At 70.7% G+C, this 21234-nt stretch carries 19 protein-coding genes; 7 read left to right on the plus strand and 12 right to left on the minus strand.

Going from position 1 to position 21234, the window contains the following annotated elements:
• Positions 1–57: 57 nt before the first annotated feature.
• The 6 genes from ACUN9U_RS16695 to ACUN9U_RS16720 all read right to left on the minus strand — a co-directional run bounded on the left by ACUN9U_RS16695 (position 58) and on the right by ACUN9U_RS16720 (position 6138).
• Positions 58–1554 carry a hypothetical protein gene (locus ACUN9U_RS16695; RefSeq protein WP_445486139.1) on the minus strand — a complete coding sequence of 499 codons (1497 nt, stop codon included), beginning with the start codon at positions 1552–1554 and terminating at the stop codon, positions 58–60.
• A gap of 80 nt (positions 1555–1634) precedes the next feature.
• Positions 1635–3188, minus strand: a complete 1554-nt coding sequence (locus tag ACUN9U_RS16700) for an SCO6880 family protein (protein WP_445486140.1) — start codon at positions 3186–3188, stop codon at positions 1635–1637.
• Positions 3185–4456, minus strand: a complete 1272-nt coding sequence (locus tag ACUN9U_RS16705; RefSeq protein ID WP_445486141.1) for a hypothetical protein — start codon at positions 4454–4456, stop codon at positions 3185–3187. Before ACUN9U_RS16705 ends, ACUN9U_RS16700 begins: the two co-directional genes overlap by 4 nt.
• Positions 4456–5022, minus strand: coding sequence for a hypothetical protein (locus tag ACUN9U_RS16710; protein WP_445486142.1), 567 nt, complete (start codon positions 5020–5022; stop codon positions 4456–4458). The genes ACUN9U_RS16705 and ACUN9U_RS16710 overlap by 1 nt, the downstream gene beginning before the upstream one ends.
• Before the next feature lie 277 nt (positions 5023–5299).
• Positions 5300–5569: a hypothetical protein gene (locus ACUN9U_RS16715; protein ID WP_445486143.1), complete on the minus strand. Its 270-nt coding sequence runs from the start codon at positions 5567–5569 to the stop codon at positions 5300–5302.
• Positions 5566–6138 (minus strand): hypothetical protein, encoded by a 573-nt coding sequence (locus tag ACUN9U_RS16720; protein ID WP_445486144.1) that lies wholly within the window; start codon positions 6136–6138, stop codon positions 5566–5568. The genes ACUN9U_RS16715 and ACUN9U_RS16720 overlap by 4 nt, the downstream gene beginning before the upstream one ends.
• Before the next feature lie 152 nt (positions 6139–6290).
• On the opposite strand from ACUN9U_RS16720, the gene ACUN9U_RS16725 reads away from it, so the two are divergent.
• The 4 genes from ACUN9U_RS16725 (at position 6291) to ACUN9U_RS16740 (ending at position 9750) form a co-directional block, all read left to right on the plus strand.
• Positions 6291–6641, plus strand: coding sequence for a hypothetical protein (locus ACUN9U_RS16725; protein ID WP_445486145.1), 351 nt, complete (start codon positions 6291–6293; stop codon positions 6639–6641).
• Complete coding sequence (locus ACUN9U_RS16730) at positions 6638–7915, plus strand: hypothetical protein (protein ID WP_445486146.1); 1278 nt, start codon at positions 6638–6640, stop codon at positions 7913–7915. Before ACUN9U_RS16725 ends, ACUN9U_RS16730 begins: the two co-directional genes overlap by 4 nt.
• A 287-nt stretch (positions 7916–8202) precedes the next feature.
• On the plus strand, positions 8203–9414 hold the full coding sequence (locus ACUN9U_RS16735) for a hypothetical protein (protein ID WP_445486147.1): 1212 nt from the start codon (positions 8203–8205) through the stop codon (positions 9412–9414).
• A 30-nt stretch (positions 9415–9444) separates the two neighbouring features.
• The gene (locus ACUN9U_RS16740; protein WP_445486148.1) at positions 9445–9750 is read left to right on the plus strand and encodes a hypothetical protein; all 306 of its coding nucleotides are present in this window, start codon (positions 9445–9447) and stop codon (positions 9748–9750) included.
• A gap of 350 nt (positions 9751–10100) precedes the next feature.
• On the opposite strand, the gene ACUN9U_RS16745 is transcribed toward ACUN9U_RS16740, so the two are convergent.
• Complete coding sequence (locus ACUN9U_RS16745; RefSeq protein WP_139713898.1) at positions 10101–10520, minus strand: MerR family transcriptional regulator; 420 nt, start codon at positions 10518–10520, stop codon at positions 10101–10103.
• A 98-nt stretch (positions 10521–10618) separates the two neighbouring features.
• Here ACUN9U_RS16745 and ACUN9U_RS16750 point away from each other — a divergent pair, with 98 nt between their 5' ends.
• Together ACUN9U_RS16750 and ACUN9U_RS16755 are read left to right on the plus strand one after the other, a co-directional pair.
• Complete coding sequence (locus tag ACUN9U_RS16750; RefSeq protein WP_439653575.1) at positions 10619–11665, plus strand: arsenic resistance protein; 1047 nt, start codon at positions 10619–10621, stop codon at positions 11663–11665.
• A gap of 457 nt (positions 11666–12122) precedes the next feature.
• Positions 12123–14393, plus strand: coding sequence for a cell wall-binding repeat-containing protein (locus ACUN9U_RS16755; protein WP_445486149.1), 2271 nt, complete (start codon positions 12123–12125; stop codon positions 14391–14393).
• Positions 14394–14524: 131 nt separating this feature from the next.
• On the opposite strand, the gene ACUN9U_RS16760 is transcribed toward ACUN9U_RS16755, so the two are convergent.
• The 5 genes from ACUN9U_RS16760 to ACUN9U_RS16780 all read right to left on the minus strand — a co-directional run bounded on the left by ACUN9U_RS16760 (position 14525) and on the right by ACUN9U_RS16780 (position 20704).
• Positions 14525–15643, minus strand: a complete 1119-nt coding sequence (locus ACUN9U_RS16760) for an acyltransferase family protein (RefSeq protein WP_445486150.1) — start codon at positions 15641–15643, stop codon at positions 14525–14527.
• Between the two features lie 576 nt (positions 15644–16219).
• Entirely contained in the window at positions 16220–16765 is a 546-nt protein-coding gene (locus tag ACUN9U_RS16765; protein ID WP_147928090.1) for a hypothetical protein, read from the minus strand.
• Positions 16766–16857: 92 nt separating this feature from the next.
• A complete protein-coding gene (lnt, locus tag ACUN9U_RS16770) occupies positions 16858–18771 on the minus strand; it encodes an apolipoprotein N-acyltransferase (protein ID WP_445486157.1) in 1914 nt (637 codons plus the stop codon).
• Positions 18772–19045: 274 nt separating this feature from the next.
• Positions 19046–19858 (minus strand): undecaprenyl-diphosphate phosphatase, encoded by an 813-nt coding sequence (locus ACUN9U_RS16775; protein ID WP_445486158.1) that lies wholly within the window; start codon positions 19856–19858, stop codon positions 19046–19048.
• Positions 19859–20098: 240 nt separating this feature from the next.
• A complete protein-coding gene (locus ACUN9U_RS16780) occupies positions 20099–20704 on the minus strand; it encodes a cadmium resistance transporter (protein ID WP_139713904.1) in 606 nt (201 codons plus the stop codon).
• A 73-nt stretch (positions 20705–20777) separates the two neighbouring features.
• On the opposite strand from ACUN9U_RS16780, the gene ACUN9U_RS16785 reads away from it, so the two are divergent.
• Positions 20778–21182, plus strand: a complete 405-nt coding sequence (locus tag ACUN9U_RS16785; protein ID WP_222710997.1) for an ArsR/SmtB family transcription factor — start codon at positions 20778–20780, stop codon at positions 21180–21182.
• The last annotated feature ends 52 nt before the right edge of the window (positions 21183–21234 follow it).

A 21234-nucleotide genomic window follows, 5' to 3' on the forward strand; every position in this document is an offset into this window, starting at 1 on the left:
AGTCCCAGCCCGGGCGCTGCAACACCACGGGGCTCCAACACCCGACCCATCAGCGCCTCACTCGAAGAGCGCCGGCTCGCCGACCGACGTCGTCCTGCCGGTGGGTCGGACGGCGCTGTCGGTGTCGTACAACCGGGCCTCGTCGCCGACGAACTCCAACTCCACGGGGATGCCGACCCGCTGCCCGGTCTTGATGAGGTACTTCCCCCGCCCGGGGTGACGGGCGCCGGCCTGCCAGGATTCCGGCGCCGACCAGGACGCGACCATCTGCCGCTCCTTGTCCGACAGCGGCACCACCGCCGAGACCGCGTCCAGCTCCCGCGGCGGCAGCCCCGCCAGCACGGTCACGGCATTGCGCTCGACGAACCCGCGGGCCTTGGCCCGGTCCTCCTCGGTCGGCAGCGCCGACAGGTCGTCCAGGGAGTGCGTCGCCATCGCGTGCGCGACATCGCGGCCCCGGTAGACGCGGGTGAGGGCGTCGGCATGGTCGACCAGCCCGGGTGCTCCGCGCAGCGCGCGCCACAGCTCGTCCATGACGGCGAAGTACTTTCGCCGCGGCGCCAGCCCTGCCTCGGCCAGCGCGGTGGAGGCGTCGATGACGGCAAAGCCGTAGGACCAGGTCGACAGCATCGCCGCGGCCACCAGGGTGTCCCCCGAGGCAGCGACCGCAGAGATGTCGACGCTGACCGCTGGCGCCTCCAAGTCGATGGGCTGCGTCGTCGGCCCGTCGAACACGCCCTTGAGGGAGCCCTCGCACAGCAGCGCCAACGTCTGGCGCAGTTCCTTGGTCTCGGCGCGGTAGGCGTCGTGGTCGTCCAGCTCGGCGGCGGCCACGAGCCGGTCCGGTCCCTCTCGGACGACCTTGAGCACCTCAGGGATGGTCGGGGACATCCCACGGCGCTGAGCGGCGGTCATCCCCGCGGGGAGTCGGCCGCGGGGCTTGCGGTCGGTGAGCAGGTCGACGGCCGCGCCCAGGACGACCTCCTCGCCGTTGGTCATCCCGCCGTGGCGGCGCACCAGCGAGCACAGCGCGAGGGTCGCCGAGAGCCGCCGGCCGCGGACCTCCATGCGCAGCCGCTCGGCAGCCTCACCGCTGAGCTGGCTGAGGGCCGACCCGAGCGGTCCGGCGTCTAGGGGATTGATGCGGTCCAGGCCGCGCCCGACGCGGATGACCTGCCCACCAGCGGCCTCGACGACGGCGGAGTAGTCCGGCTTCAGGTCGCCCAGGAACAGGGGCCGCACGCCGAAGGCCATGAGCCCGCGGGCCAGGCGCTTCAGCGCAGCGGACTTGCCCGTACCGGGCTGCCCGAGCAGCGTCAGCCCGCGGTTGGTCACCAGCCCGGCCTCGAGCCAGGCGAAGGGGTCTAGGCAGACGACCTCGCCCCACATCATGTGGCGCCCGAAGGGCACCCCGACCGACGGCGCCCCGGAGCCCGCGACGAAGGGGAACAGGCCGCAGGCCTGCACGGTGGTGGCCTGGTACTCCGGGGCGACTCCGGCGTGGGCGAGCCGTCCGGCGCCGCGGTCGCGCCAGCCCCAGGCGGGGGCGACCACGTCGGGAAGCTCGACGCGAGCCGCGGTACGCGCGGCTCGGTTGGTCCGGCCCGCAGGACGTGAGGACGACGACGCGCGGCTCACGCGAGCACCCGCCCGGCGACGTGCGCGGGGTGCAGCCCCGCGGGCAGCGTGGTGGCGAAGCCGAGGGCCTGGGAGCCCCACAGCCGGCGCAGGCGGACCTTGGACTGGTCGGCGCGGGCCTCGGTGTCGGCGATCGCTGCGGCGAGCGCGGTGTCGTCGTCGCCGTCCAGGACCGTCGTCGTGACGTACAGGCTCATCAGCACGACCCCTGCACCGAGGGCTTCCTCGCGGGCCGCTGCCACAGCGCGCTCCCGGTCGGCGATGTCGCGGGCGGTGGCGTCGCGGCCCTGGCTGCGGCGGTAGGCGTCGCGGAAGGCCGCGGCGTTGACCTGGCTCTCCAGCACGCGAGCCGCTGCACCGGCAGGGAGCGGGCGGAACAGCAGCGTGACTCGGCGCGGGAACCGCCCCGGGGAGAGAAGCCGGGTGAGCACGTTGGCGGTGACCTGCTGGCGGGGTGCCTCGTGCCAGGCCCAGGACACCGAGGTGCCGGAGTCGTGGCGGTAGGCGCCCCAGCCGTCCTCGGCGGCCACCGGGCCGGCCTCGCCCCAGGAGAGCAGAGGGCAGGTGCCCGCGCCGGAGGAGGAGGGGAGAGCGTCGTCGAGCAGGGCGTTGACGTCACCGCGGCTGGCGGGGTCGAAGGCGGTGCGCACCGTACCGGCGAGCTCAGCGGCGCTGGCCCGGCCGAGGACGGTGACGCCGCACTCCCCGAGCGCGGCCTCCATGCCGGTCAGGGCCCGGGCGACCTCGGCGGTGCGGTCGGCGAGGTCAGGCAGACGCTCTCCGGCGCGGGAGGGGTCGAAGGTGATGGAGACGCGGGTGTCGACGTCGGCGGCCGCAGCGGGGGAGCGCAGGATCAGCTCGCGCAGCAGCGCCAGGACGTCGGCGGGTGCCTCCGGGTGCAGACGGGAAGCGACGTTGCGGGCCAGCGTCGAGCCCGGCTCGGGTGCGGTGTCGACGGTGACGGCGACCCAGGCGACGAGCGGGTCGAAGCCTCGCGAGGCCAGCCAGGAATGCCAGGAGGCGACCCAGCCGTCGGCGGCCTCGCTGTCGACCAGCCAGGTCGAGGATGACGCGCAGCGCAGCGTGGCGGTGAGCATGCCGGTGCGCTCGTCGTGCACCAGCCCGAACTGCCCGCCGCGGCCGTCGGCGACCGACAGCAGCCGCGTGGTGGCCAGGGCGCCGGGCAGCTGCCAGGCGGAGGGATGCTCGACGACGACGCCTGAGCGCAGGCTGGTGTACCCGCGCATCCGCGCCCAGGCGAACTGCCCGCGGCGCAGCACGACGTCAGTCAGCGGGGCGCCGTCGAAGCGCGCCACCGTCAGCGCCGCGACGAGGGCGCAGGGCAGCGCGACGACGAGCCCGGCTCGCACGGAGGCGCTGAGCGCCAGCAGGGGCAGCACGATGCAGGCCAGGACGATGGCGGTGGCGACGGCGCCGAGACCGAACAGGCCGATGCCGCGGGTGCGCCGCCAGCCGCCGTAGGTGCGTGGTGACTGGACCGCTGACATCGAGGCCGTCGTGTGCGGGCGCGTGGCGGTGGTCGTGCTCATCGGTTATCTCCTGCAGACGTCGTGGTCATGGCGCCGCCAGCGGTGTGGCTCGCAGCGACGGTCGCGTCGTAGGCGCCCTTGGCGGCGGCGACGCCTGCACCGGCGACGCCTCCTGCTGCACCGGCTCCGGCGGCAGCAGTTGCCGAAGAGCCGCTCGCCGCCGTGGAGGCAGCACCAGCGCTGGCACCGGACGCCGTGGACGACGCAGCGGTGGTTGAGGCGGCGCCGCTGGCCGCGCCGCCCGCCCCGCCGCCCGAGCTGCCGGGTGGCGCGTAGGCCGACGTCGCTGCCGGGCCCAGGTCGGACTTCATCTGCGTGGCGTGGGCCCCCGCGTCACCACCGGAGCCAGAGCCCGCACCGCGCAGCGCCGAGACTCCCTGCGCCCCGGCAGCGGCCAGCGACAGCGTCGTCGACAGACCACGGCTTGGACCACCGCCGTCACCGGTGGCCCAGCTGAAGAAGCGCATCAGCACGGGCAGAGCCACGACGCTCATGACGATCATCGACAGGCCCACGATGACGGTGCGCGGGTCGCCGCCGTTCTGCAGCGAGCCCTCCGGCCCGGCGGTCATGCGCAGTGCGACGGCGTACACGAGCGCGGCGACCGGCTTGTAGGCGATCAGCGCCAGCATCCAGGCGAGCACCCTGCCCAACCAGGGGCGGCCGTAGCCGGTGACGTTGCCGGCTGCGGCGAGCACGAGCAGCCCGGCCAGGACGACGATGGCGCCTTCGCGGAACATCATCAGCACCGCCTGGATGAGCCCGGCGAGCATGACGAGCAGCCCGATGACGATGGCGGCCCCGGCGGAGTTGATGCCCTGAAGCCCGGCCAGGGCCACGAGGCGCTCAACGACCCGCCCGCTGGCGGCGCGGTCGAGCACCCAGGAGGAGAAGTCGTCCCCGGCGCGCAGCGCCAGAGCAGAGCCGGTGATGCCGACTGCGGCCCACAGCGCCAGGGTGACGAGTCCGCGGCCGATGTCGAGGAGCGGGTCCAGGCGGTGGGTGATCGCCATGCGTAGGCCCTGCCATGACACGCCGGCGGCGGCGATGACCAGGGAGAGCCACCAGACGTCGTCGCGGATCGCCAGGGCGGGGGAGTTGGTGACGTCGATAGCGGGTACCTCGACCCACCAGCCGATCGTCGTCTTGATGACCCAGGTGGCGCCCTCGCGCATGGCGTCGGCGAAGGAGTTGCCGAGGCTGGCCGTGGCGGCGTCCGCCACCGCGCCGACGACGCAGCTGGCGGGGTCCAGGACGTCGCACGGCATCAGTCGTCACCGCCCGTCGTGGGCTGGGCGGGGTCGAAGATCGTGAGGTCCGAGGGGACGTCGGTCAGCTGGGTCACGACGCTGTTCCAGGTCCCGGCACCGGGGGCCAGCAGGCGCCAGTCGTCGTCCTGCCACGTCATGATGGCGTCGACGCTGAAGACCTGGCGAGCGCCGTCGGCTGCTGAGGAGGTCAGCACGAGCTGGACGTGGCGGTTGCCCTGGGGCAGCTGCTCGACGCGGTAGCCGAGCAGAGTCGCGTCACCGGCGGGCAGCGCCTGGCCGTCGCGAAGTCCGGCGGCGACGCGGGCTTCGGCGTAGTCCTTCTCGACGGCGATGCTCAGCGCCTGCTGCGCCGGGCCCGTGACCTGGGTCTGCAGAGCGGGCCGGAACGTCGCTGACCCTGCCGACGGTCCAGCGGCGTAGGAGATGTGGACTGCCGCGAGGACCGCGCCCAGGTCGTCGTCGGTGTACCCGACGTCGAGCGGACCTTCCTGTCTGGTCGGTCCGGCGGTTGCCGAGGCCGGGAGCGGGGTGCCCTGGTGGTCGACCCAAGCGAGGTCGGTCATCGGGGAAGGTGCCGGGGACTCTCCCGGTGGGCCGGGAGTGGTCTCCTCGGCTACGACGGGCGGGGTCCGGTCCCGTCCCTCGCCGTCATGCAGCACCGTCCAGGCCGACAGCGCGGTCGCGGGGAAGACGACGGCGATGACGGCAAGGATCGCGATCTGCGTTCGCCGCCGGCGGCTCCGGCGTCGTGCGGGGTCGGAGGGGCGCGGTTGGGGCGTCGTCGTCATGAGGCGGTCGCCGGGTGTGCGCCGTGGTGGTGGCACGAGCGGGGTCGGCACGTCAGACCACCGCCCCGACGATGGCTGCTGAGAAGGCGATGACGGTGAGGCCTCCGAGCACCCAGGGGATGCCCGCGGCACCGTCAGCCGCGACGGCGGAGCGGTTGCGCCGGCCGATCATCATCATGATCGCGCAGATGAGGAGGCCGGCGACGCCGGCGACCAGGCCGCCCCACTTCAGCCAACCGAGCAGCGTGTTGACCGCCTCGCCGAGGCCCGGTGGTGCGACCGGAGCGGGGTCGGGGACGGCCAGGGTCAGCAGCCAGCTCACGAGACGGCTTCCTTCTGCTGCTGGCGACGTCGAGCTCGACTGGTCGAGGCGGGTGGTGGTTCGACGGCGGCCACGAGTCGTGCCACGGCCTTGGCGTACTGGAGGGAGGGGGTGCGCTGCTCGTTGGCCTCGTACCGCCAGCGCTGCACGTGCGGCACCTCGGTGATGGAGGCGACGAAGACGCTGAGAGCTCGCACTCGGGCTCGAGCCCCGAGGGGCTCGTGGCCGAGCCCGTCGCGCACCAGGGCGAGGTGGATGGCCGGCGCTGAGGACACGCTCGTCAGCCGGCGCACGGCGTGGGTGGCGGCGATGACACCGTCCACGGTCGCCGCGGCGACGACCACGCAGTGGTTGGTGCCGTTGACGGTGACCGGGGTCAGCGCGACCTCGCGGTAGGTGTCGGGCAGGTGTGCGGCCAGCGTGCTGGCGCCGCTGCCGCCGTGGGCGCTGACCAGTACGACGTCGGTCGTCGGCGGGGCCGTGCGTGGTGTGGCTGGCCGCTCGGAGGGGGACGGGTCGGGTGGCGCGCCGGTCTCGGGGGCGCACGTCGTCATCACTGTGGTTGTCACTGGACAGGCTCCTTGTTTACATGAGTTGATAGTCGGACGCTACATCGCCACTACGGCGATGTCACGCGCCTCGAGCCGCCTCCGCCAGCAACCACCACTGCCTGTGGACGACGCGCTTCGCCCTGCCCACCTGTGGAGAGACGAGGTCCGCCATGACGACGCCCACCACTCCCGACACCGCCGAGCGAGAGGACGGCCCAAGCGCCGAAGCGGCGCTCATCGCCGCCCGACAGCTCCTGACCGCGCTCGTCGAGCACGCCCGCAACGAGGGCGAGCGGGTCCGCGCGGAGGTCGCGCTCGCCCACCTCGACGACGTCTGGCCGCTGCAGGCACCGGTGGGCGCCGCGGACGTCGACGCCCGCGGCGCCGTCCTGCTCGACGAGGCGCTGAGCGCCCTCGTCAACGTCGTGGTCACCGCCCAGGACGCGCAGGCCCGAGCCCGAAGCTTGCGGGCGCTCGAGGTGATGACCTCCGCCCTCGACGCGCCTGCCGGACAGCCGTGAACGTCGCCGACACCCTCGGCGACCTCACCGGCCAGCTCGCGCAGCTCTACGCACAGTGCTCACCCACAGCTGTGGACGGACTCGACGTCGACGCCGCGCTGCACGGCCGCGCCGCCGTCGTCGCCCTGTCCCGCCACCTGCTGTTCTGGGGCACCCGCCTGCGCGAAGGCACCAGGCCGACGCTGCTCGACGCCGAGACCAAGCCCGCCAACGGACTGGCCTGGCACCTCGCCCGCTACCCGATGCCGCAGGCCACGCGCTCACCGATGGATGTCGCCCGCCTCGCGCAGGCCGGCTCAGCGGCCGACCGCTGGGAGCGCATCGCCACCCAGGCCACCTTGGTGCAGGCTCAGTGGGACACCAGTCTCAGCAAGCCCGTAGGGCCGGCCGTGAAGACCGTCGTCGCCGACGCCACCGTGCTGGCGCTGAGCGTCAGCCACCTCGACCAGCGCCTCGCGATCGCCGCCGCTGCGAGCGGTCGGACCGAGGTCGCCGAGGCGCTGACCCACCACGCCGTGCACGGCCTGCGGCACAGCGCCGAGGCCACGCTCCGCCACCTGGCCAAGGGTGACCTGCCCGCCTGGCGAGCCGAGGTTCCCGGGCGGCGTCTCGACGTCCTGCCTGTGCGACATCCCGCCGAGGTGCCTCGCGGACTGGCGAGGCTCATGTCCCTCCTGGACGCCGGCACGTCGGTCAGTCCGGCCCACCTCCACCTCGTGCTGCGCGGGCAGCAGCGGATCGCGACGGCTCTCGGGCATGAGTGCGCCGCCCTGTGGCGCACGACCGCGTCGCTTACCGCCTTCGACGCCGGGCGACGCCTGCACGAGCTGCGGGTCTCCCTAGGCGGCGCGATCCCCGCTCTAGGCAAGGACATCGGCACCATCGAAGCCAGCGACCCGCGCCCGCTCTTGCAGGTCAACGAGTGCCTGCGCGGCCTCGGCTTCTCTCTGCCGGAGGGGATTAGCGGCCCTCACCAGCGCGTCGACCTCGTCGCAGACCAGACCTCCACGCTGCTCTACAGCGTCGAGGCCGTCCGTACCTGCGTCCGCGACCAAGTCGACGAGCGGCGCTGGCTGACCGCCCAGTGGAACCACGACGAGACGAAGCAGAGCTGGCACAAGAGCGACCGGCTCGACCACCCACGCATCGGCCCGCTCATCGCCCTCGGCGAGAGGGCCCTCGACCTCCTCACTCGCCCCGCAGCGCTCATGGCCCCGCCGGTGACGCAGCCGGCGGTGGCGCGGACCGCGCACCGCTCTCACGCCCCGGCCTGAGGCCCACCGGCGTCACTCACCACCGCCACGGCCGACCCATCCGACCCGACGAGGGAGACACCGCCATGTCCAAACACCGCCAACCCATCCCCGCCACTCGCCGAGCGCGGCCGGGGCTCGTGACCATCGGGGCCCTCACGTTTCTGTGCTCCGCTACCGGCGTGGCTCTGGCCGCAACGACGCCGGCTCCCAACGGCTCAGCTGCCGCCACGGCGACGGCGGCACCCCTTCCGTCCCCGTCGACGACGTCGTCGCCCGCCTTCCCGGAGGCACCGGCGGAGTCGACAGTGGAGCCGACGACGGAGACTTCGTCTCCGCCGAGCGTTGGCGCCTCGGCACAGGGGGACGGGCAGTCCTGGCTGTCGGGAGCCTCCGGTGACGGAGCTGCGGACGGCGCGCTGGGGGAGTGGCGCGGGAGTCCCGTGGAGATCGTCGGCACGTGGGCCGACCAGGGCGACAACCAGACCCGGCTGTACTCCATCGCCCCCGGCGGGGAGGTCGCCGACTTCGACGGCGCCATCGACATCGCCCCTGGCGGCCTACTGAACGGCGAGACCTGGGCTGCGGCCGCCGACGGCGCCTACGAGGACCGCTGGCGGGAGTCCCTGACCCGCATGGCAGAGCTGCGTGACGGCAAGGGCACCACCTACATCCGCCCCTTCCACGAGTTCAACCTTGGTGGTTGGGACTGGTCGGTCACCCCCGCCGACGCTGAGGACTTCAAGGCCGCGTGGGCCCGCTACCGCGCGATCCAGCAAGACGTCTTCCCTGACGCCCAGCTCGTCTACGGCGTCAACGTCACCTCCAGCGGGACCGACCTGGACTGGCGCACCACCTGGCCCGGCGACGGGCAGGCCGACGTCCTAGGCGTGGACACCTACAACGGCTGGCCGACCATCACCTCCGAGGCAGACTTCGAGGCCCAGCTCGACGCCCGCGGCGACGACGGCATCCCCATCGGGCTGAACGCCTACAGCGAGCAGGCCGAGCAGTGGGATGTTCCGCTAGCGGTACCGGAGTGGTCCGGGCGCGCGGAGATGGGCGACGAGCCGGCCTACGTGGAAGGCATGGTCGACTGGTTCGCCGAGCACGCAGGCGACGGACCCGGACAGCTGACCTACGAAATCCTCTTCAACGCCCCGCAGGACGACGGCAACTTCCAGCTGTACACCGAGGACAGCCGGATGCCGGAGTCAGCGCGGGCCTACGTCCAGGCCTTGCAAGAGACAACCGAGCAGGTGGAGCAGCCCGCCGAGGAGCCGGCTGCGGCGACGGCTCCGAGCTCAGCGGGAGCGCCGGATGACGTGCACAGCGCCGACAACCCTGCCCCCTCGTCGGCAACTTCCACTTCGACGGGTAGAGCCGACGTCGATACCGAAGCCCTGGAAACTGCCGCGGCGGCGCCGACTGATGGCGCGGACATCGACCAGCTCGTGACTCAGCTGGAGGCGCTGCTGGCCCAGCTCAAGCAGCGCCAGTCAGCAGATGAGCAGCGCTGACTGTCAGGCCGAGCGGGCAGCATGCCGCCCGTGGCGGGAGGCATGGCGAAGAAGGGCGCGCCCCTGCCTGCGTGGTTGGTCGCGGCCAACGCAGAGGCTCGCCTTGCCGCAGAGGAGTCGCTGAAGCAGCGGCGTCCGCCCGGCAACCCGTTCGTCTGGGTCGTGGCCACTGAGGCCGACTACCCCGGCATCGTCATCGACCGCCGCCGCGTGGAAGCCGGCTGGCAGATCCTGGTTGTCTACGCGACCCCGGGGCTGGTGATGGTTCAGCAGTGGCTGGACGCAGAGCAGCTGCTGCCCCTTGACCTAGACCGGCAGGCTGCCTCGACTTCCTGAGGAGAGCGCGAGGGGCGTCGGCTCGAGAGTGAGTCGGCGCCCTTCGCTGTGTCAGAGCGGACAGCGCGGCGCCGGGGGCGCGTCCCGACGACGGCTGGGGCGGCTCGCCGGCGGTGGTCTGTCACCAAAGAGCGGCCCGGAACAGGGGGAGGGGCGGTTGGTGGTCCCGTGATGTCTCCGCGGTGACTTCCCGCAGCCCGGATACGGTCACGAACGCTGGCCTTGACACTGCGCGCTGCCCGTAGAGGGCAGCGAAGCGAGACACCAACGCCGGGCGGGCTATACGCGACTCGATCACCACTTGTGATGGCTCCTCGGCGCGGCGCTTGCCTGTGTGCGGACAGCGGTCGTCATATGACACTGGCAGGACGTTGCAGTACCACCAACGCACACTCCGAACGGCACGCCGACTCACTGTCCGGACATCCAGCCACTTGCTCGACGGCCTCCACCAGCTGCCCCCTCAACAGCGCTAACGCCTCCAGCGCAGCCTCCACCCGCTTCAGCTCGGCCACCAGCACCGGATGCAGGCGCTGCTTGACCTGGGTGCATGTGCCCTCGCGCGACAGCCTCAACAGCTCCGCGATCTGCGGCAGCTCCAGCCGCAGCGCCTTCGCCGAGGCGATGAAGCCCAGTTGCTCGAAGACCGCCTCGTCGTAGTCGCGGTAGCCGTTGGCCGAGCGCCGCGAGCTCACCAGGCCCAGCGCCTCGTAGTAGCGCAGCGTCGTCGCCGGAACGCCGCTGCGCTGAACGACCTCGGAGATGCGCACACACCACCGTAAAGCTTGACCTTCGAGTCGACTCCAACGTTTACGGTCCACCGCATGCACCTCGATGCGACCGCCTCGAGCCCGAACTGATGAGTCGGCTGAGCGCCACCACCGAGCGCCTGGAGCGCCACCAGATCGCCATCTACCTGGCCGGGATCGCCGCCGGAGTGGCTACTGGACTGCTCATTCCCGGTGCACGCCACCTCGAGGCGGCCATCAACCCCGTCATCGCGCTGCTGCTGTACGCCACCTTCCTCGGGGTCCCCTTCACCGCTATCAGCCGCGCCTTCACCGACGCCCGCTTCCTCCTGACCGTGCTGGCGCTGAACTTCGCCCTCGTGCCCGTGGTCGTGTACGCCCTCAGCCGTGTGGTTGCCGATGAGCCGGCGGTGCTGTTCGGGGTGCTGCTGGTGCTGCTTTCCCCGTGCATTGACTACGTCATCGTCTTCGCCCGCCTGGCCGGCGGAGCCGCAGACCGTCTGCTGGCGGCGGCGCCGCTGCTGATGCTCGCCCAGGCGCTGCTACTTCCGGTGTACCTGTGGGTGATGGTCGGTCCCCGGGCCGCCCGGGCCGTGGAGGTGGGCCCTTTCGCGCACGCCCTCGTGGTGCTGATCGTGCTGCCACTGGCAGCAGCGGCGCTGACCCAGGTCCTGGTAGGCCAAAGCACTCAGAGCCAGGGCAAGGATGACCGTCGACGGCCGTGGTGGGCGCGGTGGGCCGCTCAGCTGCAGGAGGTGACGCTAGCGGCGATGGTGCCGCTGATGTTCGCCACCTTGGCTGTTGTGATCGCCTCCCAGGTGCGGGCGGTCAGCGGTCAACTCGGGAGGTTGATGGAGCTGGTGCCGCTGTACGTGGGCTTCGCGGTGGCGATGGTCCTGCTGGGCCTGGTCGTCGCGCGATTCGCGCGTCTGGACGTGACCTCGGGTCGGGCGGTGGTGTTCAGCGGTGTCACCCGCAACTCCCTGGTGGTGCTGCCACTGGCCTTGGCGTTGCCGGCGTCGCAGTCTCTGACGCCGCTGGTGGTAGTGACCCAGACACTGGTGGAGCTGGTGGTCATGGTGGTGCTGGTTCGGGTCTTGCCGTTAACGAACCGGCCCAAGCCTGCAGGTGCCGAGGCCGTGGCCCTCGACGAGGTCGAGCGCTAGCCACCCGACAACAGTGCCCGGTCGACGACCGCTGCCCGGTCAGTGTCTCGCTGACCACCCCGACCGGACGGCCGCGAGGCTGGCGCGTCCAGCATCGTCACCTCGCGAGCCCATTTCGCTTTTGTCGTGTTCGGTGGTCCCTCTCAGTGAGGTGCGTCGGGGAAGATCAGCGCGAGCCTGGTCAGGGTGGACCAGGCCATGCTCGGCGCGTGCGCGGGCTTGCTCCGCGAGACGACGGAGACCGCCTTGGCCGCCGGTCCATCACTGATTGCGTTGACGTGAAACGAACTATCGGTGGGCGGAGGAGTTCCGGTCACGCTGCTGTTGCTGTCCTCGCCTTCGGCGAGTCTGCGCTGCTCGTCGGGCGAGCGCTCCTAGGCTGCGAAGGGCTGACTGCCGGTGGCCCATGGCTACCGATGATGAGCCACGAGGTGAGCCCAGGCGGAGGAGGGTGACGGTGAGTGACCCTGGTGCGTCTGCCGGGGCGATCCGTCGACGGGCGTTCCTCACGGGCGCGGGCGTGCTGGGCGGAACAGTGATCTTGGCTGCTTGTGCCGGCGAGGGACGCGTACGCCTGGGTGCTGAGGCGCAGGTCGACGGGCAGCTCCCACGGGCTGGCGGCACGGGCCAGGTGCGCCTGATCGCAGCTGAGGCGGTCTCACCCTCGCAGATGCAGATGCAGGTGCCGCAGACGCAGGTCCAGCAGATCGACGTGCAGGACATGACCGCCTCGCGCGTGGCGGGCTCGAGCGGGCTGGCGGCCACGGTGAGAGCTGATGTGGGCGGTAAGTGGGTCAGCGCCACCCACGAGGTCCGATCGTTTCGGCTGCTGGGCATGACGTGGCCGGCAGCTGCTCGTCAGGGGGCCCAGCTGGTGCTGGCGGTGCGAGTGCGCAGCGGTGGGCAGTGGAGTGCCTGGCAGGTGCTCGAGGTGATGGAGACCGCCCCAGCCAGGTCGGAGGCTTCCTCGGCGCAGGTGCGGGAGGGCACAGAGCCGCTGGCAGTGGCCAGCAGCGACGCCGTCCAGGTACGCGTGTCCTCCGAGACGGTCGCGGCACCTGCCGGGCTGCGTCTTGAGCTCATCGACCCCGGCGAGTCCACAGCCCACGGCACAGCTGAGGGGACAGCTGATGGCACGGCCCGGGTCGCGCCGACGACGTTCACCAACCAGCCCGCGATCGTCACCCGCGCGCAGTGGGGCGCAGATGAGAGCTACCGCAATGACGTCCCCCACTACAACGCCACCATCAAGGCTGCCGTCATCCACCACACGGCCGGGAGCAACGACTACACGAGCCCAGCCGAGGCCCAAGGCGAGGTCCGAAGCGTTTACGCCTACCACACGCGAAGCCTGGGGTGGGATGACATCGGCTACCACTTCCTCGTGGACAGGTTCGGCACGATCTACGAAGGGCGCGCCGGCGGCGTCGACCGGCCCGTGCGAGGTGCCCACGCCGGTGGCTTCAACACCGACACCTTCGGTGTCTCGGTGCTCGGCAACTACGAGACAGCAGCTGCTACCCCGGCCATCGTGGACAGCGTCGCCCGCGTGACGGCGTGGAAGCTCGGACTGCACGGAGTGGACCCCAACGCCACGACCCAGCTCGTCTCCGAAGGTGGGGGGACCTCTCGCTACGGCGCTGGGACCGTGGTCGACGTAGCGACGATCATCGGCCACCGCGATGTGGGGGTCACTGCATGTCCCGGTGAGCACCTGTACGCCCAGATGGATCAGATCCGCTCCACGGTCTCGTCCTACCTGGACGCGGACGTCGACCCCGAAGTGACCCGGCTGGCCGGTGGTGACCGCTATGAGACCAGCGCCGCCCAGGCGCGGGAGATCTACCCGGACAGCCGCACCGTCCTCATCGTGGCCGGGGAGGACGACCACCTCGTCGACGGCTTGGTGGCCGCACCCCTGGCCGTGCAACGCCAAGCACCGATCCTGCTCTCGAGGCGGGACCACCTGCCTGATGTCGTAGCCCGAGAGGTGCAGCGACGAGCAGCGAACACGGCCTACCTCATCGGTGGTGCTTCCTCCTTGGGGGAAGGGGTCGAGCAGGCGCTGCGCGCGTGCGGTGTCACCCAGCTGGTCCGCATCGCAGGCACCGACCGGTATGACACAGCGGCCCAGGTGGCTCTGAAGATGGCTGAGGCGGGCACCGACGACGTCGCGGTGCTGGCCTCGGGGGAGACCGAGCACATGATTGACGCTCTGGCGGTCGGGGGCCCGGCCGGTCTGACCGCGCGTCCCATCCTGCTGACCCGCGCCGGCGGGACTCCGCAGGTCACTTTGGATGCCCTGCAGCGCCTGAAGCCGAAGTCCCTCGTCGTGGTGGGCGGCTCTGCGTCCGTCTCGCCACACAGCGCCGCTGCAGCGCTGGCCAAGGTCGGCCTGACGACCAAGTCCTTGGTCCGCATCGCTGGCCCTGACCGCTACAGCACCGCTACGGCCATCGCTTCAGCGTGGTCGGGCAAGACCGGAACGCATACGATCATCATCGCCTCGGGTGAGCAGGCCAACGTCGCCGACGCCATCTCCGCCGGAGCCCACGGCCGCCTGACACTGCTGGTGCCCCGCGGGGACCTGCCTGGTGCCACCGTGCAGTGGCTGCGTAGCCGTGCCATCAGTCAGGTCATCGTCGTCGGCGGCGCCAGCGCCGTCTCCGACAGCACGGTGACGCAGATCATGGACGCCCTCAAGGGCAAGCAGGTGCGGTCGGTGTAGGCCAGGCCGGCGCACCGCCCTCCCGTGAGGGCCCTCGAGCCGACAACGCCCACCCGCCCCCCGCCTGCCCCCGCCCGCGGCACAGCCACGGTGCTTTCTCCGCCTCGTCGCTTGCAGCGCACGCGTCGACCTCACGCGGCGGCGATGGCCAGGGCGCCAGCGAGCACTCCTGCACCGGTGAAGCAGGCCCCTAGCAGGAGTCCTCGGCGCGAGCTGGTGCTCCATGCTGGCGCGAAGCGGCACGGTCGCTCGATCACCACAGCTGTGACCCATGCCAGCGAACCGGCCACCACGATCTCCAGGGTCAGTAGCAGCGGCCAGCCCTGGATGCCTACATCCTCGGCGACGTAGATCACGGGCAGGTGCCAGAGGTACCACACGTACGACAGTCGACCGGCTGCTTGCACGGGCGCCCAGGACAGGATGCGCTGCGCCAGACCTGGCGCTCCTGCGCCGCCGGCGATGAGGGCGACGGCACCCAAGGTGGGGATGATGGCAGCTGACCCTGGGTAGTCCACCGTGCCTGTCCATTGAGCACTCGTCGCGATCAGCAGCAGGCCGGTGGTGCTCGCGCATGCCGCAGCGGCCGGCCACCAGGATCTGTGGATGAGCTCGTGCACAGCCGGGACGGCAAGCGCCAGGAGCGCACCGGCGGCCAGCTGCCAGGCGCGCGTCGGCGTGGACAGGTAGGCCACGGTTCCCGACAGGGGCGTCAGGATGATGGAGGTGCTGAGGGAGACCAGCGCCAGTCCACCAGCGACCACGGCCAGCCAACGGCGCACCGAGCCCCCGCGCTTGTGAGCTAGCCAGGCGGTCAGCATCACCAGCGGCGGCCAGGCCAGGTAGAACTGCTCCTCAACGGCCAACGACCAGTAGTGCAGCAGCGGACTGCCCACCCCGATCGGGTTCAGACCTGCCACGTCGGCTAGGACGTAGCGCCAGTTGGCGGCCTGCAGGCTCGCCGCGACTGCGTCGACGCCGACGCGCGCCAAGGTCGCCGGGGCGACCACGGCGACGATGAGCAGGACCGCGATGGTGACGCTCACGGCGCTGGGAAGGATGCGCCGCGCCCGGCGGGCGTAGAAGCGCGCCAGGTCCACCCGACCGGAGGTTTCAACCTCCCGCACCAACAGTCCGGTGATCAGAAATCCGGAGATCGCGAAGAAGACATCGACACCGAGCCGCCCGCCGGCGGTCCCGGGCACTCCGGCTTGGTAGAGCAGCACCAGCCCGAGCGCCAGAGCGCGCATGCCCTCGATGTCGGGACGAAAGGCGCTGCGGTGCCTGGTCGCTGGCTGGCCTTGCACAGGTGGAGCTGTCTGAGGCATGGGTGCTCCCTTCGAGCCCGGCTACGGCGACGAAGATCGCCATGAGCGCGGGCGTGGGTCGTGGTGGGGGGCCGAGACCGACCGGGGACGCCGTCACCGGCGGGTCGGTCAGGCGGTGCTGATGAAGTGCTCACCGGGGACGTCGCGGTCAACTAGTGAGCGGCCTGCAGGAGGTGGTGTCACCGCTGGTGCCCGCCCGCACAGCCGTCATTCGGGAGTGCGGACGGCCGTGCACGGTTCTTCCCAGGCTGAGCGCGGGACAGTCGCGAGACAGCCCTAGGACGGCCCGCGGTGAACAACCACAGGCTGGCGTCGTTGCGAACAGGTGCGGCTGCTCGACAGCAGAGCGCTACCTGCCGGCTCCGTCACGCTGACCTGCCCCAGGCGTGTCAGCGACGGCCCTCCCAGCGGCCTCGCTGGGCGGCCTTGTGTGACACCGCATCCAATGAGTCGCTGCCTGTCAGTTCCCGGCGGGGTTGGACATCCCGGCGCGGCAGCTCAGTCAGGAAAGACGTCGGTGACGAGGTCGACCAGCAGCAACGAAGTTGTAGCGCCGGGAGCTGGCGTGGTCAGAGTCGATGGGTAGACCAGGGACACATCGGCGGTTCGGGTGTCGAGGCCGACGCAGCGGTGGTCGACGCAGGTGTACTTCGAGGAGGGCTCGGTGACCTCAGAGGACGAGGCGGCTGCTGCGGCTCCCCACGCATCAGCGGTCGGTTCCTCGAAGGTCGTCAGGGGTGCCTGCACCAAGGAGGCCGAGGAAGCCGGATCGGGTGCGTTGGTGAAGGAGCCACCAGCTTTGAGCATGTTCGGCTGCGGTGAGGATGCAGTGTCGCCGGCCGCGACTGCTTCAGTGCCTCCAAAGCCGATCAACGCGTAGCCGGAGCTGATAGCTCTGTTCAAGGGCTCCGACAACGGCAGGTTCAACAGGCCGACGACCATCAGCGCAGTCAGGGCAAGCAGATACCCACCTGCCCCACAGCGACTGCGTCGTCGCTGCGCGCACGTCTGCTCGCGCAGACGGGCCATGACCGGAGCGGGCACTCGCGAAACGTACCGGCGCGGGACGCAGCGCAGCGGATCGAGCTGACCAATCACTCTTTCGCCGGCCTCTCGCAGCGACGGCAGTAGAGCGATCAAAGTGTCTGATGTTGTCCGTGAGAGCTTTCGCCGTTCGGATTGCCAGCTGGGGGTGCAGAGCGGGAATCCCGCAGGCGGACTCTCAGGCTGACCATGACCATGACCACCAGGCAGAAGGCGAACACCGGTAGGTCAGCCCAGCGGATGTAGGGCGTCTGACCCTCGTGCAGATCCACCGTGGCCGTCAGCACCTGCGCTCTACCCAGATCGCTGGTCTGGACGATCTGGCCGTCAGCGTCGACGATCGCGCTGTACCCGGTGGGGGCGCTCTGCACCACCGTGCGATGGCTTTCCCGGGCCCGTAGCTGGGCGGCTGCGAGCTGCAGCGCAGGGACGACATCGTAGGAGTAGGACGCAGCGTTGGTGGGCACCAGGATCGCCTGGCCTCCCGCCTGCACCGCCTCTCGTACCCGGTCGGCGAAGAACCCCTCATATGAGATCACCGTGCCGAGCCGGACCGTTCCTCGTGCGGTAGGGACGTCCAGGGCGGCTGTTCCCACCCCGACCAGCGCATCGCGTGGCACCAGGGTCCCGGCTGAGGAGATGCGCGACAGCAGAGCCCTCGCAGGCAGGTACTCACCGAAGGGAACCCGGTGCTCCTTCTCGTAGCGCCCCACGATGCGCCCTTCGCCGTCCCACAGCACTGCTGCATTGCGGAAGGTGGTCGAAGCCGTCTCCACCACCCCCACCACCACCGCAGCGCGCAGGCGCTCGGCCAGGGCGGCGACACGACGCTGTTGCGGTGCGCTGGCGACCGGACCGGACACGCTCAAGACGTTCTCCGGCAGCAGCACCAGGTCCACCGGCGGTACCTTCCCGGTCGCGATGTCGTCGCCCAAGTCCTCCGCCAAGACCAGGTGACGCTGCGTCACCTGGTTCGGATCGCTGAAGACAGCTCGCAGTCCACGCGGCCCACCGCCTTGGACCAGGGACAGGTGCAGCTGCCCGTTGCTCTGGGAGTGCACCTGCGCGCCCAGCGCGATCGGTGTTGCCAGCACCAAGGCTGCAGCTGCGAGAACCGCCAAGGACGGCAGTGACCGCTTCCCCGCTGACAGGAGCCAGCGACCACCGGTGCGGTGATGGTCTCGCGTCCTGGCGGGCGCTGGGCTGACGCGGACTGCTCGATGGCCCGCCCGCTCGGCCCACCCCGTCTGCAGCACACGAGCCAGTGCGACACCGCTGGCCACCGACACCAAGGTCACCAACGGTGCCCCACCCCACGCAGCGGCCACCGCGAACGGGCCTGAGGCCTGCCCCAGCGACAGGGCCGGCAGGGGGAACCCCTGCAGCGGAAAGCGCGCCAGCACCATCTCCAGCAGGGCCATGCAGGCAGGTAAGGCCCCGTAGTCGCGCACCAGATCTGCCGCGGTTGTCCGGCCAGTTCCCCCGAGGGGCACACGCCGCCCAGGGCCAGTGGTGGACCGGCTGGCGGGGCGGGGCAGTCGCCCCGGAGGGGCCGCCAACCGCAGCGCAAGGGTGAGCAGGCTGCCGATGACAACGCTGGCTGCGACGTACCCGATCACCGTGATCTCGGTCAACCACCACAGCGACGCCGTCGCCCACAGCCATCCAGCAACCCAACAGCTCCATGCGCGACTTCGGCCCCGCAGACCGTCCAGCCCCATCACCACCAGCAGTGACCCCGCAGGCAGGCACCACCACCACGAGCGCGGGGGGGCGGACAAGAACCACACCAAGACACCCGTGAGCAGCGATGTTGCCGACCATAACGGTGCCGACGTCCACCCAAAAGCACGGACGAGACCGGCAACAGGACCCCCGACACGGTCACCGGCCGGACCACTCCAGCGTGTCCTCGAGCCACGCGCGCCGTGTCGTCGCAAGACGTTGATGTCGTCACCCTTTCGCTTGCTGGACGCCCACCCGAGCAGGGCCCGTCGGTGTGCCATCTCGTGGTCCCACGGCGTGATCGTCAGTGATGCGCCGTGAGGGACCAGCCGGGATCGATCCCGGGATCCCAGCCGAGTGATCTCCACGGCGGGCGTCAGTTCCTGATGCGCACGGCACCCTGGCCGTCACGGACGTCTTGCATGCACGCCGCTGCAGCCCGTGGGCGAGCGTGCCCGCGGTGGTCGCGCGGGGCCCGTCCTTGACCGCAGCCCCTCGCATCAGCGCTGAGCGGTGATCGTCGTGGCAGGTTGCGCCGTCCTCGGGTGTCCCGCTTCACGTGGCGGCCACCACGCCGGTGCCCACCAGGGCTAGGACCAGCGATCCCGCAATGATGCGGTAGGCGATGAACAGCGAGTAGCTGTGGCGGGCGATGAACTTCAGTAGCCAGTCCACGGTGAGGTAGGCGACCACGAAGCTGACGAGGGTGGCCAGCAGCGTTGGGCCCCAGCCGATGCCGCTGGAGATCTGCGGCGCGGCGCTGACGCTCTGGTAGACGCTGGCCGCGGCCAGCGCGGGGATGGACAGGAAGAAGGACAGCCGGGTGACGGTGACGCGGTCCAGGCCGCGAAGCAGGCCGATCGACATGGTGGCGCCCGAGCGGGAGACGCCCGGGACCAGCGCCAGGCACTGCACCAGGCCGATGGCGAGGGTGTCGCGCCAGGTCACCGCGCTCTCGGGCTTGTTCTGGCTGGCGGTGCGGTCGGCGTAGAGCATGACGACGCTCCACCCGATGAGCGCGATGCCCACCACCCACAGGCTGCGCAGGGTGGTCTCGATGAGGTCGGAGAAGAGGAACCCGACGATCCCGATGGGCAGGGAGCCGACGATGACGCCGACCGCCATCCGCCAGTCGGCGTTGTGGCGGGCCTGGGAGTAGCGCAGCCCGTCCAGAACAGCAGCGATGAGGCGGATGAGGTCGCGGCGCAGGTACAGCAACGTCGCCAGCACCGCGCCGATCTGGATGATGACGGTGAAGGCGGTGACGTCGGGATCGTTGACCCTGTAGCCCAGCAGCTTCTCCAGGATTGTCAAGTGCCCGGTAGAGGAGACCGGAAGGAACTCGGTGACCCCTTCCACAGCTCCCAACAGGACGGCGTGCCACCACTGCACCTGAGGTGCTCCTCTCGTGGACGGACTGGCGCTGCAATGGATGCGAGCGCATGGCTAGCCGCCCTCAGGTGGACTGAGGGCTGAACGAGGTGCGCGCGCTGCATGATCGATCGGTGTGCTCGCAGGGTGCAGCGACCGCGCGCCGATCCCTGTCCGACCGCCTGCAGCTGCCAGGCCAGCGTCAAGGGCGGGTGCGCCCTACCGCTGCTCGCGTGCTCAAAGGCCGAAAGCGCCACCTTCGACCAGGATCACCACGCCGAGAACGATCAGCACGAGCGGGAACAGGATGTGCTCCCACCGCTCGAGGACCTCGGCGATCGGTCGGCGGGTGGCGATGTAGCGGGCGGCCAGGACCAGCACGGCGACCAGGGCGAGGAAGACCACCACGTAGGCGGTGATCGCGGCCGGGCCGACGGCCAAGAAGACCGGGACGTAGACGCCGATGTTGTCCCCGCCGTTGGCGAAGGTGACAGCGGCCACGCTCCAGATGGCCACGGCCCTGCCGGGGTCGTCGTCATCATCATCATCGTCGTCGTCACGGTTGCGCCAGGCCTGCCAGGCGGCGCGCAGGCCGATGAGCAGCGGGATGAGCCCGAAGTAGGGAATGACTCCTTCGGGCAGGAAGGCGCCGGCGCCAAGAGCGATGAGGATGGAGGTCACCAAGATGGCGCCGAAGCCGAGGTACTGACCAACTGTGATCTTGAACGTGGTGCCCGGGGCTCCAGCGCCGCGGGCGAAGAAGAGTGACAGCACGATGATGTCGTCGATGTTGGTCACCAGGAACAACCCGACGGCCTGCAAGGCGGAGACGGCGAGGGTCATAGACGTACCTTTCGATGATCAAGGTGATGTTGCTGCCCGCCGAGTCATCAAGCAGTACATGTAACATCAGTGCATGCAGATGATAGCCACGCCTGGTCATGGGACGGACCGTGCAGTGCTGGCTCCGGCTGCCGCGCTCTTCCGGGGGCTCGGAGACCCCACACGCCTGTCGTTGGTGCGTGAGCTGGCTCGCGGGGAAGCGCGCGTGGTGGACCTGTCCACAGCACTAGGACTGGGACAGTCCACGGTGTCCAACCACCTGGCGTGCCTTCGTGAGTGCGGCCTGGTGGACTTCCGTCCACAAGGGCGGGCCTCGGTGTACCACCTGACTCGCCCTGAGTTGATGGACCTGCTGATCGCTGCTGAGGCCCTCCTGCAGGCGACGGGGAACGCCGTGGCGCTGTGCCCCTCCTACGCGGACTCGGCGCCCGAGAGCTGCGCACTGGTCCCTGCTGGGCTCGGGCAGCCCGGTGAGTGAGACAGCGCTCAGCAGTGGTGCTGGGCGCGTGACGCCCCGCCGTCTGACCGGT

The organism is Quadrisphaera sp. KR29, assembly GCF_052644995.1.

Excerpts from the sequence above, each read along its gene's own strand:
- ACUN9U_RS16760 (WP_445486150.1), bottom strand. The coding sequence starts at position 15,643 with ATGCGCGCTCTGGCGCTCGGGCTGGTGCTGCTCTACCAAGCCGGAGTG.
- ACUN9U_RS16700 (WP_445486140.1), bottom strand. The coding sequence starts at position 3,188 with ATGAGCACGACCACCGCCACGCGCCCGCACACGACGGCCTCGATGTCA.
- lnt (WP_445486157.1), bottom strand. The coding sequence starts at position 18,771 with ATGGCACACCGACGGGCCCTGCTCGGGTGGGCGTCCAGCAAGCGAAAG.
- ACUN9U_RS16710 (WP_445486142.1), bottom strand. The coding sequence starts at position 5,022 with ATGACCGACCTCGCTTGGGTCGACCACCAGGGCACCCCGCTCCCGGCC.
- ACUN9U_RS16785 (WP_222710997.1), top strand. The coding sequence starts at position 20,778 with ATGCAGATGATAGCCACGCCTGGTCATGGGACGGACCGTGCAGTGCTG.
- ACUN9U_RS16705 (WP_445486141.1), bottom strand. The coding sequence starts at position 4,456 with ATGCCGTGCGACGTCCTGGACCCCGCCAGCTGCGTCGTCGGCGCGGTG.
- ACUN9U_RS16725 (WP_445486145.1), top strand. The coding sequence starts at position 6,291 with ATGACGACGCCCACCACTCCCGACACCGCCGAGCGAGAGGACGGCCCA.
- ACUN9U_RS16780 (WP_139713904.1), bottom strand. The coding sequence starts at position 20,704 with ATGACCCTCGCCGTCTCCGCCTTGCAGGCCGTCGGGTTGTTCCTGGTG.